The sequence below is a fragment of the Mesorhizobium sp. M0800 genome, assembly GCF_040320095.1.
GTDB lineage: Bacteria > Pseudomonadota > Alphaproteobacteria > Rhizobiales > Rhizobiaceae > Mesorhizobium.
This window is the reverse complement of the sequence record NZ_JAMYOZ010000002.1, coordinates 412,161-428,991: the sequence shown is the minus strand read 5'-3', so window position 1 is coordinate 428,991 and position 16,831 is coordinate 412,161. Positions and strand designations below refer to the sequence as shown.

The window sequence follows — 16,831 nt, the reverse complement described above, 5'->3', positions numbered from 1 at the left end:
GTAATCCCGTAACGCGTGTCGCAGCCGATGACCTGACCGCCACGGCACCACTTATGCCTTTGATTTTTTTCGGCAGTTTTTCCGGATTGTAGAATTTTGTTTCTGGATTGTTTCTGGGCAGCCCGGATCGGGCCGCCGATCTCCACTGGCCAACTTATGGCCTGAATTCTATCGTCTGGCTGACGGCCGAAGCAGCGCTTGGGCGATCCACAAATGACAGGTTCCCTGTGAAATCCGACCCCCACATACTGATCGTCGACGACGACAAGGGCATTCGCGACCTGCTTCAGGAATTCTTCCAGAAGCGAGGGCTGCACACATCGGTCGCCGCCGACGGCACCGAGATGGAGACCATCCTGCGCCGCGCCCAGGTCGACCTGATCGTCCTGGACGTCATGCTGCCCGGCAAGAGCGGGCTGGAGCTCTGCCGCGAGTTGCGCGCCAATTATTCGACGCCGATCATCATGCTGACCGCGGTTACCGAAACTACCGACCGCGTGGTTGGGCTAGAGATGGGCGCCGACGACTACGTGCCGAAACCCTTCGATCCGCGCGAGCTGCTCGCACGTATTCGTGCCGTCTTGAGACGCAATGGCGCCGCCGAACCGCGACGCGCCGCCTCGCGGCAGATCTACCATTTCGCCGGCTGGACGATGGACTGTTCGCGCCGCCGGCTGATGGCGCCCGGCGACGTCAGGATCGAGCTGACGATGGCCGAATTCAATCTCCTGCAGACCTTCGTCAAGAGCGCGCAGCGCGTACTGAGCCGCGAGCAGCTGATCGAGCTGTCCGGCGGCGACAGCGGCTACAGCTTCGACCGCAGCGTCGACATTCTGGTCAGCCGGCTGCGGCGCAAGATGGAGGACGACCCGAAAACGCCGAAGCTGATCTTGACGGTGCGCAGCGGCGGCTACCAGTTCCTGCCTGAGACGACCTCCGAATGAGACGCATTCTGCCGCAAACGCTGCCGGTCTGGGTGCTGCTCATCGTCATCGCCGGCCTGCTGATCAGCCAGATCGCGACCCTTTACATCGTTTCGCGCGACCGTGCCGCCGCCAATGACGTCGTCGATCTCTACCGGCTGAACGACCGCGCCTTCTCGCTGGTGCAGCTGATGCATGATGCTACGCCGGAACAGCGCAAGGCGACGGCCTCCGGCCTGTTCAACGCCACTTATGCGCTCACCGTCTCCGACACGCCCGCCGTTACTTCGTCGATAGCCGGCGACGACGAACTGGCCGAATTGGAAGACATATTGGTCGGTCGGCTATCGAAGTTCGGCATCACCGACGCGCGGGTCCGCCGCGACCCGGCAACGCACGAAGCCGACGCTCCCGGTGGGACGGTCGCCGGTCCCGATATCGGCCAGGTCGAGCGCGACCTGCTGGTGCTGGCGGCCGATTTCGCCCAGAGCGACAAGCTGACCGCTTCGCTTCGCTTTGCCGACGGCCAATGGCTGAATTTCACCGAGCCGAACACACCGGCCGGACCGATACTGAGCTTCGATAGCCTGCCGCTCTATGCCTTGATCGCCGGGCTGGTGGTGGCTTCCTCGATTTGGTCGCTGCGCCGGCTGACGGCGCCCTACCGGATGATGGAGACCGCGGTGAAGCGGATCGGCGAGGACCTGAAAAGCCCGCCGATCGCCGAGAGCGGCAGCCGCGAGGTGCGTACCGCGGCAAAGGCGGTCAATGCCATGCAGGCGAGGCTGCGCGCCTACGTCGAGGACCGCGAGCATCTTGCGGCCGCACTGGCGCACGACCTGCGCACGCCGCTGACCAGGATGCGGCTGCGCCTCGAACTGCTGAGGAATTCGTCCGTGCGCGCCGCATTGGCGCACGACCTCGCCGACATCGAAGGCATTGCCAGCTCGGTCATCGACTTCGCCACTTTCGAGGTGACCGAGGAGAAGAGCGAGAGGATCGATTTCTGGTCGCTGGTAGAATCGATCGCCGACGGCTTCGACGAGGTCTCCTTCGACAATGAGGACGCGCGCTCGCGCGGCCTGATCTGCGTCGCGCGGCCGGTTGCGCTACGGCGCTGTGTCACCAACCTCGTCCAGAACGCGGTGACCTATGGCAAGAGGGCGCATCTCAGCCTGCGTCAATCAGGCAAGACAATCACGCTGGCGATCCATGACGAGGGTCCGGGCATACCGCAAGCCGAGCTCGACGCCGTGTTCGGCTCGTTCGTGCGCCTGGAACAGTCGCGCAACCGTCAGACCGGCGGCCTCGGCCTCGGCTTGACCATCGCCCGCAACATCGCCCGTAGCGCCGGCGGCGAAGTCAGCCTGTCCAACCATCCCGATGGCGGCCTGATGACGGAGCTGCGCCTGCCGCTGGCGGTTTAGACTAGCTTGCGGTATCGGGCTAAGCCGGCGTTCCTTCGCGCCCCCTCTGTTCTGCTGGACACCTCCTCCACAGGTGGGGAGATTGGCCGTCGTCGCCGATTTCGCCAATTACAAACGTTGGAATGTGAGAGCCGTCCGCGAAACCGCCGATCTCCCCCCAAGTGGGAGAGATGTCCGACAGGACAGAGGCGGGCGCGACAGAACTCGGCGTTTGGTCTTGGTTCTCTCCCCAAGGAGAAAAACTATCTTCGCAGCACCGCGCTCAGCACATCCCTGACGCCGATGGCGCCGACGAAGCGCGACTGGTCGTCGAACAGCGCCACCGGTGCGGTCTGCGAGCGATGCATGGCCAGCATCACGGTCTTCAGCGAGGTGCCGGGATTGGCCCAGAATACCTGAGCCGTCTCCTCCGGCTGGGCTTCGACATCGGCGCAGGACACCCAGACCGCCGGCTTGCCGTCGCGCTCGGCCGCCGCCACCAGCCCATGCTCGTCGATCTTGAAACGCGTCGTCCTGCGCCGGTCGAGCCACACCCAGCCGTTCTCGCCATGTTCGAGGTCGCGTCGGTCGCGCATGACGTTCCACGCGGTCAGCACCGAGAGCGGGTTCACATTGGCGATGAAGTCGCGGACATAGTCGTTGGCGGGCCGCAGCACGATGTCTTCCGGCGCGCCGGTTTGCACGATGCGCCCGCCTTCCATGATGGTGATATGGGTGCCGATCTTCAGCGCCTCCTCGAGGTCGTGGCTGACGAAGATGATGGTCTTCTTCAGCTCGGCCTGGAGCTGCAGCAACTCGTCCTGCAGCTTGGTCCGGATCAGCGGATCGAGCGCCGAGAACGGCTCGTCCATGAGCAGGATCGGCGCCTCGGTGGCAAAGGCGCGCGCCAGGCCGACGCGCTGCTGCATGCCGCCGGAAAGCTCATGCGCATATTTCTTCGACCACTGGTCGAGATGAACCAGCTTCAGTTGCCTGTTCACCCGCTCCTTGCGCTCGGCTTCGGGTACGCCGGCGAGCTCGAGGCCAAGGCCGACATTTTCCTCCACCGTGCGCCACGGCAGCAGGCCGAACTGCTGGAACACCATCGCCACCTGTTTCTGCCGCAACCGCCGAAGCGTCGCCTCGTCGCAGGTGACGACGTCGACCGTGCCGTCGCCGTCCTTGACCAGCACCTGGCCGCGCGAGACGACGTTCAGCCGGTTGACGGCTCTGAGCAGCGTCGATTTGCCGGAGCCGGAAAGCCCCATCAGCACCGAGATCTCGCCCTCGTTCACGGTGAGGCTGGCGCCGGCGCAGCCCAGCACGTTGCCGGTCTGTTCGAGGATCTCGGCGCGGGTGGCGCCGCTGTCGATCAGCGCCAGCGAGCCGGCCTGGTCGGCGCCGAAGACGATGTCGACATTCCTGAAATCGACGGCGACGGTCATTTCTTGCCTCCCACGCCGATGCGCGTCATCCGGTCGAGCACGATGGCGAGCACGACGATCGCCAGCCCTGCCTCAAGCCCGAGGTCGATTTTCCTGGAACCCAACGCGCGGTTGATCTCGGTGCCGAGGCCGCCGGCGCCGATGAGAGCGGCGAACACCACCATCGACAGCGACAGCATGATCGACTGGGTCAAGCCGGCCATGATGGTGGGCAGCGCCGAAGGCAATTCGACCTTCCACAGCAGCTGGCGCCTGGTGGCACCGAAGGCCTCGCCGGCCTCGATGATCGATTTCGGCACCGAGGTGACGCCGAGATGGGTGAGACGGACCGAGGTCGGGATGACGAAGATGATGGTGACGATCAGGCCGGGCGCGTTGCCGAGCCCGAACAATGTCAGCACCGGGATCAGGTAGACGAAGGTCGGTAGCGTCTGCATCAGGTCGAGCACCGGCAGCATGATGCGGTAGACCTTCGGCTTGTGCGCGGCCCAGATGCCGAGCGGCACGCCGATGGCCATCGAGGTGGCGGCGGCGGCAACCACCAGCACCAGCGTCTCCACCGTCTGCTTCCACAGGTTCTGGTTGAGGATGAACAGCAGTCCGAGGAAGACGGCCAATGCCAGCCCCTTCGAACGCTGCAGGGCATAGGCGAGCAATGCGATCAGCGCGATGAGCAGGACGGGCGGCAACAGAAGAAGTCCGTCGACCATCCCGTCGAGCAGGAAATTTAGACCATTGGAAAAGGCCCTCAAGACGGTGTTGAAATTGTCGGTGAGGAAGGTGAAAAACGCCTTCCCCCATGCCCCGATGGGAATCTTGTAACTGACCAGGAATTTGGAGATCGGATCCATCTAGCCCCTCTTCTGCCGGCGCCGTCCTTCGCCGGACGGTCATCTTGTCACAGGATATGAAAAAGGGCAGCCATTTCTACCGTGGCTGCCCCTTGTCTCGTCATGCCAGATGGTCGGGTCAGCTTCCGAGCGCCGTTTTCACCGCAGCCGCCGCATCGCCGCCGTCGAAGGTGGTGACGCCGGCGATCCAGGGAGCGACCGCGTCCGGGTGCTTCTTCAGCCAGTCGGTCGCGACCGTATTGGCGTCGCCGCCCTTCAGGATCGCGTCCATCATCTCGCCTTCCATGTCCAGGTTGAACTTCAGATTGGCGATGAACTTGCCGGCGTTCGGGCATTCGCTCATGTAGCCCTTGCGTACATTGGTATGCACGGTGGCAGCACCAAAGCCGCTATCTCCCATCCCCTCGAGATAGGTGATCTTCATGGCGCCCATCACCGGATGCGGCGTCCAGCCGAGGAAGGCGATCCATTCATTGTTCTTCATCGACTGGTCGGCCTGGGTGAGCATGCCGGCCTCGGAAGATTCGACCAGTTCGAAGCCTTCGAGATTGGTCTTCGGATCCTTGATCATGTCGAGGATGATGCGGTTGCCGTCATTGCCGGCCTCGATGCCGTAGATCTTGCCGTCGAACTTGTCCTTGAACTTGCCGAGATCGGTCAGCGTCTTGACACCGGCATCGGCGACATAGGTCGGAACGACGATGCCGTAGCCGGCACCGCTGAGATTTTCGCTGACGGTCTCGACCGAGCCTTCGGCGGCATAGTCCTTGATGTCGTTGGTCATCGACGGCATCCAGTTTCCGAGGAACACGTCGAGATCTTTGTTCTTCAGGGACGCATAGGTCACCGGCACCGAAAGCTGGATCACCTGCGGCTCGTAGCCGAGCGCCGTGAGCAGCACCGAGGCGACGCCGGTGGTCGCCTGGATGTCGGTCCAGCCGACATCGGACAGACGCACCGTCTTGCAGCTTTCCGGATCGCCGGCGAAGGCCCCAGTCGTGGATAGAAAAGCCGCCAGGCCGAGGCCGGCGACGAATGAACTCATACGCGACATGAAAATTCTCCCATTTTCAGTTCTCGGTGAAGCGAAGCGACGGTTTTATCTCCGCCTTTGTTCTGTCAGCCAAACATCATTCTGCTGCGGTTTCAAGCACTAAGGCAATCACGAACAACGGCGCAGGCTGGCCGATCAGCGACACGCCCGCCGCTTTCCGGATGGAAGTCGCCTTTTCCCGGTGGAATGTAGGCGCTCCCCCTCCCCGCTTTGTTGCAACTCGGCTTAAAAGGACGGTATGGCCAAGCTGTACTTCCATTATGCGACGATGAATGCCGGCAAGACGACGATGCTGTTGCAGGCCTCGTATAATTACCGCGAGCGCGGCATGACGACGATGCTGTTCATCGCCGGCCACTACCGCAAGGGCGATACCGGGCTGATCTCGTCGCGCATCGGCCTGGAGACGGAAGCCGAGATGTTCCGCGACGGCGACGATCTGTTTGCCCGGGTCGCCGAGCATCACGACCACGCCACGGTCCATTGCGTCTTCGTCGATGAGGCGCAGTTCCTCGAAGAGGAGCAAGTCTGGCAACTCGCCCGCATCGCCGACCGGCTGAACATCCCGGTCATGTGCTACGGCCTGCGCACCGATTTCCAAGGCAAGCTGTTTTCCGGATCGCGCACCCTGCTGGCAATCGCCGACGACCTGCGCGAGGTGCGCACCATCTGCCGTTGCGGCCGCAAGGCGACGATGGTGGTGCGCCTCGGCGCCGACGGCAAGGTGGCGAAACAGGGCGAACAGGTGGCGATCGGCAAGGATGTCTATGTCTCGCTCTGCCGCCGCCATTGGGAAGAAGAAATGGGCCGCGCCGTGCCCGACGATTTCATCGGCTTCACCAAAACCTGACCAGCGCTATTGCTTTCATCCGACCTCCCGGCCGACATTCGTTCGCCAATCGCGCCATCATGCGGCGCTTGTTTAAGGCCTGCTTCCTATTTCAGAACCTCTCAGCCAGAGCCGTCGGGGAGTTCCCATGCTTCGAGCCATTTCGTCTGCCGCTGCTTTCCTCATCGCCGGCGCTCTTGCCGCGCATGCCGACGGCGATGCCGCTCTCGGCAAGAAAGTCTTCAACAGATGCATGGCCTGTCATGAGGCAACGAGCGACCACGACAAGGTCGGCCCGCATCTGCTGGGTGTCGTCGGCCGCACCGCCGGCACCGCGGACAGTTATCTCAGCCGCTACTCGCAGGGGATGAAGGACGCCGGCGCCGCCGGCCTGGTCTGGGACGAAGCAAACCTCGCCGAATACCTGCGCGCGCCGCGGCAGAAGGTCCCCGGCAACAAAATGGCCTTCTCCGGCCTGACCAGCGACGATGACGTCGCCAATGTCATCGCCTACCTCAAGGCCGATCCCAAGCCCTGAGCGTCGCTCCCGACCTAAAGTCCAGCCGCGGTTGAAGCGGTGTCTGACCGGACGGCAGTTACACCGTAATCATTGCCTGACTATCCTGCGGTCGGCCTCCTGAAATTCTTTTGTTTTCCTGTAATCCCATGTCTTCCGTCTTTCATTCGCCAAACCCGGCACATATATTCGCGGCGGTTTGCGAAACGAAACCGATGCCGAAGCGGGAGGCCCCAATGGCGACATTGCAGAATTTCGATGCCGAGATTGCCAAGACCAAGCAGGTCGTAGAGGACATGCGCACCAAGATCGAGCAGTCCGGTAGCGTGCTCGACACGCTCGCCACCGCCGACAAGAAGATCGGCGACGCCAATTTCGACATCGAGAATGCCCGCATTGAGGATGTGCTGAAGCAGCAGAAGGTGATGGAAGGCAATATCGCCGACCTGATCATCGGCCTGGAGGACGCCACCAACGTCTTCGGCGCCGAATTCGAGAGCATGAAGAACTACACCGGCTGGGAGAATTTCGTCGGCGTCTTCTCCAGCCAGCGCAAGCAGCGCCTGCGCACCGACCGCGTCCGCAACATGTCGCTGGCCGGCAATCTGCAGGAGCTGCTGGCGAAATCCGACACCATCGTCGGCATCCTCAAGGCGCAGAAGCAGGTTCTCGACACGCGCTACAAGACCTCCGAGGCCAGCCTGTCGCAGGTGATCGAGCGCCGCAAGACCACCATGTCCAATCTCGAGACCGTGCAGAAACGCATCGAAGAACTCAACCCGATGCTGCTCGACATCGAGAACAAGATCGCCGCCTCGACCAGCCAGAAGGAGCGCACGCAGCTGGAAGGCGAACGCTCGAAACTAGCCACGGAATACAACGAGAAGCAGGCCAAGGAGCAGGAATTGCTGGCCGAAAGCCAGACGCTGGAGCGCTACACCTCGATGTTCCAGACCTTCGTCGATTCGCTCAACAACCAGATCGCGGCGCAATCGACGCTGATCAACAAGCTGACCATCGATACCGAGCAGCGCATCGTTCTGTACAAGGCGCTGGAAGATTCGCTGAAGACCGCCGCCCAACAGGATGTCGCCCACAAGATCAACACGCTGGGCAGCCAGGTCGACAACACCGCCGAAGAGACCATGGCCGGCATTGGTGCCGCCTCGCAAAAGCACATCGGCGATCTGCTTGAAATGCACGAGAAGAACATGGTCGCCACCGCCGACATCCAGCGCCGCAAGAAGCTCGCCGACGATGCCTTCGCCCGCCGCTTCGACGATGTGATGAAGAAGCACAATTCGGCAAATTACGTGCAATCGTAATTGCTGCACGTGCACTGCTCCCAAGGGCTGGCAGCATGACCCCCGAAAACGAAGCGGCGGCGCGCTATTTCTCGGCGATCGCGGCGGCACTTGGCGGCCTCGAAGTGTTCATGCGCGACGATCGCTCGCCGCTCTACCGGCACGGCATCGTCGCCAAGGTCGTGGCCGAATATATTGCGCGGCTCGACAAGTCGTTCTCGTGCTGGCGCAACCGGCTGGGCTTCACCGAGACGTTCCGCATCTCGCGCGCCGAAAGCGGTTTTCCGGTCTTCCAGAACCTGCTCGAGTTGGAGAACGACCGGCTCCAGGCCGATGCGCGACTCGCCAACCTTCCGCTGGCCGATGAGTTGCGCGAGGAAATGGCGGACTTCATCCTGCGCCACAAGGAATTTCCCGAAGCGCTGCAGAAGTCGATGGCCGAGCGGCTTTACCTCGAGGACGTCAAGAGCGAGACCACCTTCGGCCCGTTCACGCTGGCCCAGACGGTCAAGGTGTCGGTCAATCCGAAGACGTTGCGGCCCTATTATCTGGTCCACTGGGCCTGCTTCGACGGCAGCGCCAACCTGCCGCTTGTGTATATGGTGACGGTCGAGGATTCCTCGGACGACATGATCCGGCAGCTTGTCGACTCCAGCGGCAAACTTAATGAGAGGGTCGACATTCCGCTGCCGGTCGACGGCTTGCTCAATCCCGAGCTTGCCCACCGTTTCGACGATTTCACCGAGAAGAATTCCGCCTACGCGCTGTCGCCGGCGACCATCGCGGTCAACCTCGACAAGGATTTCGAGCCGCTGCATCCCAAGCAGCTGCGTCGCGTCGTGCTCGGCCCGTTCTATTCTGCAGGGATTACCGATAACAATTCGACGGTGAGCGAAGTGCTGGCCAAAGTGCGCAAGCCGGAAAACGCCTGGCTGCTGACCTGGACCATCCAGGAGGTCTTTTCCAAGGCCGAAAAGCCAGGCCGCAAGGGGCTGTTTTCGAGCGAAAAGACGACGCAGGAATTCTTCATCAATACCGACGATCTCGAGGCCGCGCGGCAAGGCGTGTCGAGCTATGAGAACCATGCGCTGATTCCGCACGAGGCCTATCAGGCGCTCTATGCCGCTGGCGAGGCGCAGAAGATCTTTTCGGGCTACAAGGTCCACATCCTGTCCAAAGGGCAGGTCATCAGCGACGTCTGACCGTCAAATCGCGGAGCATCCTCCATGGACACCGGCCTGACCACCATCCCGGAAGCGGCAATTGAAAAGCACCGTGCCACTGCGCAAAGTTTCATCACTCGCATCGTCGTGCTGGAGGACCCATCGCGCGAGTCCGGCACCGCGCTTGCCGGCACCAACCGCCGCTTCGTCTCTACCGTCTCGGTCGGCTCGGTGCGCCGCACGCGCGAGGTCGAGCTCTCCAAAACCGTCGCCGCCGTCCATTCCGACGACCAGTTGCTGACCATCCCGCAGCACACGCTGTTGTTTCGCGCCCGGCGCGGCACAGCGATAGCGCTGGCCATATCGGATGTCTTCGCCGAGGGCTCGGACCTCGAAAGTCTGCAGGCGAAAAACGCCCGCGCGCCGCTCGAAGGCGATGAAGCTGCCACCTTCAAGAAGCTGCTGTCGGCCTCTGCCTACATCTCCGCCTTCAGCCTTGCCTCCTATTTGTTCCAGCTGATCGACAGCGACGGCGAGGCGCCGAACGACACGCCCGAGCCGGACTTTCTGTTCGACACGCCACAGGATGCGGTGAAGTCGATCGTGGCCGGGCTCGACAGGGCGATAGCAGGTTCGAAGGACGATGCCGACCTGATGACCCGCGCCCGCGCCTTTGCCCGCGTCGCCATCGACGGGCTGTTGGCGCGAAAGGGCCGCTTCGACGGCATCGGTCCGTTCGAGAACGCGCATATCCGCATCGACGTCGACGATTTTACCCTTGACGGCTTCGACGTCGCGCCGGGTAAGCGGGCAAAGCCGCTGGTGATGACCTTCAAAAAACCGGAAGAGGTCGTCGGCAACCACATCGCCAAATACCAGTCGGTCAAGCTTGCCAAGATGCTGATGGCCTATGACTTCGAGCGCGAGCTGAACCCGTTCCTCGAGCTCGGCGGCTTCCTGTTCACTTTTATCGGCGATGGCGCGCCCGGCACCGGCAAGACAACGTTGATCCAGATGATCGCCGGTCTTCTCAATGGTTATTGCCAGGTCGCCGGCTATCCCTTCGCCTACGAGAATTTCGGCGTCGACCAGATCTCCTCCTACCAGGGCAAGTCGGGCCAGAACTGCCGCCAGTTCATCAACAATGTGCTGAACCCGCGCGTCATCGGCTTCGGCACCATCGACGATATCGACCAGGTGGCGGCACGCCGGTCCGACGACCGCGCCTCGGCCGGCCAGCAGGAAATCACCGGCGTCCTGATGGACGCCTTTGGAGGTGCGGCGACCGTGGTGCGCGGCAACTGCTCGTTCGGCATGTTCTCCAACTATCCCGAAAACGTCGACGACGCGCTACGCCAGCGCGCCGGCGCGCGCTGGCTGGTCGACGGCCCGCAGAGCCGCGACGACTACATCGACATCTTCGTTCTGCTCGCCGGCAAGAACCACAAGATCCCGCTCGGCGACCACAAGCTCTATGTGGCGCAAGAGATCCAGCGCGCGGTGATGGAAGCTTACGAGGAGCATGAGAAGCCACAGGAAGACGGGTTGATGAAGGTCTATGAGCGCTACATGAAGGAGAATGGCGCGCCAAAGACGATGGCCGACATCGGCACTTATCTGCATATGATCAAGGATGCCGAGCCGCGCTTTACCGGTCGCGCCATCAAGAACGTCACCGATGCCATCAAGATGCGCGCCATGGACATCGAATTGCCGGACGAGTGGTTCGAAAAGCCGGAAGCCTTCATGCACAAGGGTTACGACGACAAGAAAGCGATGATCGAGGAGCTGCGCGGGCCATTCTCGATGGACATGGTCATGCAGGAGATCAACCGCTACGCGGATTCCGAGTTCCGCTATTCCGACAAGTCCGATGATGCGGCGGTGACCAAGATGATCCGCGACACCCGTCTGCGGGAGCGTGCCGTCCGCGAGATCGAGGATATGAAGAAAAAGGGGCTGTGGAATGCGTGAGATGCGCCGACGCCCCCTTCTCCCCTTGTGGGAGAAGGTGTCGCCGAAGGCGACGGATGAGGGGTATTCGTCAAGCTGGAACACCCCTCATCCGACCGAGCTTCGCTCGGCCACCTTCTCCCACAAGGGGAGAAGGAGCGTTCGCGCCCCTCATCCGCCGTTCGGACACCTTCTCCCCGTGAACGGGAAGAAGAAAGCATGAGCCCCGCCAAGAAACCCGATTTGTTGCGCGACAACGAGCTGATCTACGGCCGGCTGCTGACGATCGACGAGCCGCACCTGATCCAGCGCTACAACAAGGCGATGGTCGCGTTCGGCTTGAAGCCGACCAAGTTGAAAAGCTTCGAGATCGATCGCACCGGCTTCTCGCCGCAGGTCGCCGAGGAATGCGGCGACTACAGCTACCTCGATCCGAACGAGGTCAACCGTCGCTTCATCATCCTGACGCCGTCGCAGATCGACCTGCCGGTGGTGCACACGGCGTTCTCCAACACTTCGCTGCTGATGTACGAGTTCATGTCCAAGAACCAGCGCGCCATCGATGCGCTGACGATCAAGGACGTCATCTACGGCGAGATCGAGGATTCGGTCCCCAAGGTCGACGACATCGAGGACCTGCTGTCGATCAATCAGGTCGAATTCAAGGTGCTGTCGGCCGAGGATGTGCTCGGCAAGGCCGCTGAACTCGGCAAGCTGGTCGACCGGCTGAAGCAGGAACCGGATGCCTGGCGCGACAACGCCATGCTTGCCCACATGGTCGAGCTGGCGAAGATCTGCGGCGACATCCGCGAGAATGCGCTGGTGCCGGACCAGGTGATCTTCCGCCACAATGCCTATTGGACCAGCCATTTCGGCGGACTTTATGTGTTCGTCGATCCCGACGTGACGACGGTGATCAGCGACCCGGCAGCGCCGGGTTTCCGCCGTTCGCGGCCCTGGCAGGTGAGCTACCTCTCGATCCACGACGCCGACAAGGTGTTCAAATTCCTCGCTTCGACCGGCCGCATCGAGCTGCCGCGCGCCTCATGGATCGAAACCTCCGGCTATCTCGAGCATCGCGCCGAAATGGTGGTGCGCGCGCTGATCCGCGACGCCGAGCCCGACCGCAATCTGACCGACGTCGATAAGGTCTGGCTGCAGACCTGGATCCACGGCCATACCGATCTGATCACCAGGGACGGCAATTTTCCCTTCCTCAACGCCGCCAAGCGCGAGATCGCCCAGCTCGGCCATCTCAAGATCGAGGATGTCTTCCCGCAGCAGCGCTTCCTGGTCATCCGCGCCAAGCCGGACCATCCCGACGCCTGGCTGACCAACCAGCTGATCTCGGACTTCGTGCCGCAGGACTTCGTTTCGCGTTACGTCTTCAACAAGCCGGGCCTCTACAGAGACTATGAAGGCTTCAGCGACGCCTGGCGATCGCATGTTGTGGACGTTCTGAAAACCACATATCTGAAGGACAAGGTGGCGTTTCGCACACGCCTCTACGGCTTGACTGACTGAGGGGGTGACATCGCCATGCTTGATCCGATCGTGAATTTCTTCACCCGGATTTTCCAGTGGATTGGCCGCGGCATCGGCCTGCTTATCGGCGCGATCCTGTGGCCGTTCCTGTGGGCGGGGCGCTGGTACACGCAACGCGGCTGGATCCTGAAGGCGGTGCTCGGCCTGGCTGTGCTCGTGCTGATCGGTCTCTATGTCAACTTCTTCTACGCCACTCAGTGGTGGAACAATTTCGACCCGAATTACGTCGACAAATACACGTTCGAAAAACGCAACAGCTCCGCCGGTGAACAGGTTTCCGCCGGCGCCGGCACCGACACGGCCAAGACCTGCGGAAATTCAGCCATTGCCCAGGTCGCTGCCGACCTGACCGACTTCAACGTCAACCAGAATGCCTGGGTGTCGTCGATGATCCTCTACAAGCTCGGCCTGTTCGGCATCGACTGGGACCACACGCCGTTCATGGACAACAAGGCGTCGTTCCAGCGCGGCATCAACCAGGCGGTACGGCGCACGGCGACCGAGCTTGCCGACAATCTCGGCCGCGTCCGCACCACCTCGCAGATCGACGCCGACCTGCAGGACGCCCGCGGCAATCTGCAGTTCGATGAGGAAACCTGGTATTTCGGCTTGAACCCGTTCGGGCCCAAGACGCCGACGCCGAGCTACTATCGCGACGCGGTGCGCAAGCTGCGTTCCTTCAACGCCCGCCTCGCAGCCTGCCAGGCGACGTTCGATGCCCGCGCCGACAATCTCAAGCAGTATATCGACCGCATTTCGTCCGATATCGGTTCGACCTCGGCGATCCTCAAGGAGCGTGCCGAAAACCACAATAATGGCTGGTTCGACACACGCGCCGACGACCGCTTCTGGTTCGCCTATGGCCAGCTCTATGCCTATTACGGGCTGATGAAGGGCGCACAGGCCGACTTCGAGGACGTCATCAAGGAAAAGCACCTGCAGAACCTGTGGGATACGATGGACGCGCAATTCGTCTCGGCGCTGCGCATCCAGCCCTTCATCATCGCCAATGGCCGCGAGGACGGCTGGCTGTTGCCGACACATCTGACGACGATGGGGTTTTACATACTCAGGGTGCGCTCGAACATGGTCGAGATCAGCAACGTGCTGACGCAGTAGCGGATCGTCCCGCACAGCCGGCGCTGGTGAATTTGCGCCGTTGCTTCTGTCGCTTTTCGCGTATTGCGCGGCTGTTTTGAGACGGCGGAACCGCGCCTGCTCTGGCTTCTATACGGCGCGGCAACCGGCGCGAAAAGAACCTGTAGCAGGGCAGCCGGCCGCAGAGGCATTTTCTTCGTAGGAAACATAGTTGCATGAAAGTTGACGTCGCGGCAGCGACAGAGGTAGAACATGCCCGCGCCTGCAATGCCGGGCTATTCTTGCGACCACACTAGTCAAATCCGTCCAATTCAGAGGGAAGTCGTCCATGGCCGAAGTGAAGTCCGACATCGAGATCGCGCGCGGCGCCAGGAAGAAGCAGATCCAGGAGATCGGCCAGAAGATCGGCATTCCGAGCGAACATCTTCTGCCCTACGGCCACGACAAGGCGAAGATCTCGGCCGAGTTCATCAAGTCGGTGAAGGGCAACAAGGATGGCAAGCTGATCCTCGTCACCGCCATCAACCCGACACCGGCCGGCGAAGGCAAGACGACGACGACGGTGGGCTTGGGCGATGGCCTCAACCGCCTCGGCAAGAAGGCCATCGTCTGCATCCGTGAGGCTTCGCTCGGACCGAATTTCGGCGTCAAGGGCGGTGCCGCCGGCGGTGGCTACGCGCAGGTCGTGCCGATGGAGGACATGAACCTCCACTTCACCGGCGATTTCCACGCCATCACCACCGCCCATAACTTGCTGTCGGCGCTGATCGACAACCACATCTACTGGGGCAACGAGCTCGGCATCGACACCCGCCGTGTCGTCTGGCGCCGCGTCATGGACATGAACGACCGGTCGCTGCGCGAGATCATCTGTTCGCTCGGCGGCGTCGCCAACGGTTTCCCGCGCGAGGCCGGTTTCGACATCACAGTCGCCTCGGAAGTCATGGCCATCCTGTGCCTGTCGACCGACCTGAAGGACCTGGAAAAGCGCCTCGGCGACATCATCGTCGCCTATCGTCGCGACAAGTCGGCCGTCTATGCCCGCGACCTCAAGGCCGACGGCGCCATGGCCGTACTCTTGAAGGACGCCATGCAGCCCAATCTCGTGCAGACGCTGGAGAACAACCCGGCTTTCGTCCATGGCGGCCCCTTCGCCAACATCGCGCATGGCTGCAACTCCGTCGTTGCCACGACGACGGCGCTGAAGCTTGCCGACTACGTCGTCACCGAAGCCGGTTTCGGCGCCGATCTCGGTGCCGAAAAGTTCTTCGACATCAAATGCCGCAAGGCCGGCCTGAGGCCCGCCGCGGCGGTCATCGTCGCCACGGTTCGCGCCATGAAGATGAACGGCGGCGTCAAGAAGGAGGACCTCGGCAAGGAGAACGTCGAGGCGGTCAAGAAGGGATGTGCGAATCTCGGCCGCCACATCGAGAACATCCGCCAGTTCGGTGTGCCGGCAGTGGTCGCCATCAACCATTTCTACTCCGATACCGAGGCCGAGGTCCAGGCGATGAAGGACTACGTCGCCTCGATGGGCGAAGAGGCGATCCTGTGCAAGCACTGGGCTCAGGGATCGGCCGGCATCGAGGAACTGGCCAAAAGAGTCGTGGCGTTGGCCGAATCCGGCGCGTCGCAATTCGCCCCGCTCTATCCGGACGCCATGCCGCTGTTCGAGAAGATCAACACCATCGTCCAGCGCATCTATCGCGGTTCCGAAGCGATCGCCGACAAATCGGTGCGCGACCAACTCCACGCCTGGGAGCACGCCGGCTACGGTCATTTGCCGGTCTGCATGGCCAAGACGCAATATTCCTTCTCCACCGATCCGAATCTGCGCGGCGCGCCGACCGGCCACACCGTACCGGTGCGCGAGGTCAGGCTGTCTGCCGGCGCCGGCTTCGTCGTCATCATCTGCGGCGAGGTGATGACCATGCCCGGCCTGCCCAAAGCGCCATCCTCGGAAAAGATTTTCCTGAACGAAATGGGCCAGATCGAAGGCCTGTTTTAGGGATAATCAAGCTTGAACGGCAAAGGGCGCCGCAACGCTGTGGCGCCCTTCTGCCTGTTCGCAACAGTCTCCTACGCCGCGCTTCGCGCCAGCGCGCGCTGGTTGGAGGCATAGGGTGTGTCGTGCTGGGGTACCACGCCGGTCTTCAGGCAATCGATCCACTCGGCGGTTTTGAGAACGGCCGCGAAGCGCGACTGCAATACGATCGTCACGACGCGATGGATTTCCTCCCCCGAAGCGTAGCCGGCGCTGTTGGCGTACGGCAACGACCCCGTTGCGTCCGACAGGAACTCGACCTCAAAACCCATATGCACGGCGTGGATGACCGTCGACAGATCGCAATTGTGCGTCATGTAGCCGATGACTGTGATCGTATCGATAGAGTTGGCGCGCAGCCACTCCTCGAGGTCCGTGCCGGTGAAGGCGCTGGGCAAGTTCTTTTCGATGTAGTGGTCGCGGTTTCGCCTGGCGATTTCCGGGTGCAACTCGGCGCCATGGCTGCCCTTGGCGAAGACCGGTGAGGTTTCCGGCGCCAACTGTTTGATGACCACCACCTTGACGCCTGCCTCGGTGGCCGCATCCATCGCTCGCGCTACATTGACGACGCTGTCGCGGAAGGGCGGATGGTGGATGGCGAGGTTGCCGCCGTCATAGTCGTTTTGAACATCGATGACGATGAGGGCGCGGCGTGGAGCTTTGCCTTTGGCTGGTTGCGACATGGGGTTTTCCTTTCCC

General features: G+C 61.9%; 14 protein-coding genes. 10 read left to right on the top strand and 4 right to left on the bottom strand.

Annotation, left to right across the window (positions count from 1 at the left end):
• The first annotated feature begins 227 nt into the window (after positions 1–227).
• Positions 228–944 carry a response regulator gene (locus NKI18_RS04470; RefSeq protein ID WP_352478004.1) on the top strand — a complete coding sequence of 239 codons (717 nt, stop codon included), beginning with the start codon at positions 228–230 and terminating at the stop codon, positions 942–944.
• On the top strand, positions 941–2,350 hold the full coding sequence (locus NKI18_RS04465; RefSeq protein WP_023679502.1) for an ATP-binding protein: 1,410 nt from the start codon (positions 941–943) through the stop codon (positions 2,348–2,350). The genes NKI18_RS04470 and NKI18_RS04465 overlap by 4 nt, the downstream gene beginning before the upstream one ends.
• 242 nt (positions 2,351–2,592) lie before the next feature.
• Here NKI18_RS04465 and choV read toward each other — a convergent pair whose 3' ends face one another.
• From choV to NKI18_RS04450, 3 genes are all read right to left on the bottom strand, one after another.
• Positions 2,593–3,774: a choline ABC transporter ATP-binding protein gene (choV, locus tag NKI18_RS04460; protein ID WP_023679503.1), complete on the bottom strand. Its 1,182-nt coding sequence runs from the start codon at positions 3,772–3,774 to the stop codon at positions 2,593–2,595.
• On the bottom strand, positions 3,771–4,625 hold the full coding sequence (gene choW / locus NKI18_RS04455) for a choline ABC transporter permease subunit (protein ID WP_023679504.1): 855 nt from the start codon (positions 4,623–4,625) through the stop codon (positions 3,771–3,773). Before choW ends, choV begins: the two co-directional genes overlap by 4 nt.
• 118 nt (positions 4,626–4,743) lie before the next feature.
• The gene (locus tag NKI18_RS04450; protein WP_023679505.1) at positions 4,744–5,679 is read right to left on the bottom strand and encodes a choline ABC transporter substrate-binding protein; all 936 of its coding nucleotides are present in this window, start codon (positions 5,677–5,679) and stop codon (positions 4,744–4,746) included.
• A 238-nt stretch (positions 5,680–5,917) separates the two neighbouring features.
• Here NKI18_RS04450 and NKI18_RS04445 point away from each other — a divergent pair, with 238 nt between their 5' ends.
• From NKI18_RS04445 to NKI18_RS04410, 8 genes are all read left to right on the top strand, one after another.
• The gene (locus tag NKI18_RS04445) at positions 5,918–6,529 is read left to right on the top strand and encodes a thymidine kinase (RefSeq protein WP_023679506.1); all 612 of its coding nucleotides are present in this window, start codon (positions 5,918–5,920) and stop codon (positions 6,527–6,529) included.
• 127 nt (positions 6,530–6,656) lie between these two features.
• The gene (locus NKI18_RS04440) at positions 6,657–7,046 is read left to right on the top strand and encodes a c-type cytochrome (RefSeq protein ID WP_352615512.1); all 390 of its coding nucleotides are present in this window, start codon (positions 6,657–6,659) and stop codon (positions 7,044–7,046) included.
• 215 nt (positions 7,047–7,261) lie between these two features.
• Complete coding sequence (locus NKI18_RS04435) at positions 7,262–8,350, top strand: hypothetical protein (protein ID WP_352615510.1); 1,089 nt, start codon at positions 7,262–7,264, stop codon at positions 8,348–8,350.
• Positions 8,351–8,385: 35 nt separating this feature from the next.
• Positions 8,386–9,531, top strand: coding sequence for a hypothetical protein (locus NKI18_RS04430; protein WP_352565770.1), 1,146 nt, complete (start codon positions 8,386–8,388; stop codon positions 9,529–9,531).
• Between the two features lie 24 nt (positions 9,532–9,555).
• On the top strand, positions 9,556–11,466 hold the full coding sequence (locus NKI18_RS04425) for an ATP-binding protein (protein WP_353018927.1): 1,911 nt from the start codon (positions 9,556–9,558) through the stop codon (positions 11,464–11,466).
• Positions 11,467–11,664: 198 nt separating this feature from the next.
• Positions 11,665–12,969 (top strand): DUF6638 family protein, encoded by a 1,305-nt coding sequence (locus NKI18_RS04420; RefSeq protein WP_352456447.1) that lies wholly within the window; start codon positions 11,665–11,667, stop codon positions 12,967–12,969.
• 15 nt (positions 12,970–12,984) lie between these two features.
• Positions 12,985–14,109 (top strand): DUF2333 family protein, encoded by a 1,125-nt coding sequence (locus tag NKI18_RS04415; protein ID WP_023679513.1) that lies wholly within the window; start codon positions 12,985–12,987, stop codon positions 14,107–14,109.
• Between the two features lie 307 nt (positions 14,110–14,416).
• Complete coding sequence (locus tag NKI18_RS04410) at positions 14,417–16,096, top strand: formate--tetrahydrofolate ligase (RefSeq protein ID WP_352456446.1); 1,680 nt, start codon at positions 14,417–14,419, stop codon at positions 16,094–16,096.
• Between the two features lie 71 nt (positions 16,097–16,167).
• Here the strand turns inward: NKI18_RS04410 and NKI18_RS04405 are convergent, their stop codons facing one another.
• Positions 16,168–16,815 carry a cysteine hydrolase family protein gene (locus NKI18_RS04405; protein WP_352456445.1) on the bottom strand — a complete coding sequence of 216 codons (648 nt, stop codon included), beginning with the start codon at positions 16,813–16,815 and terminating at the stop codon, positions 16,168–16,170.
• Positions 16,816–16,831: the final 16 nt, after the last annotated feature.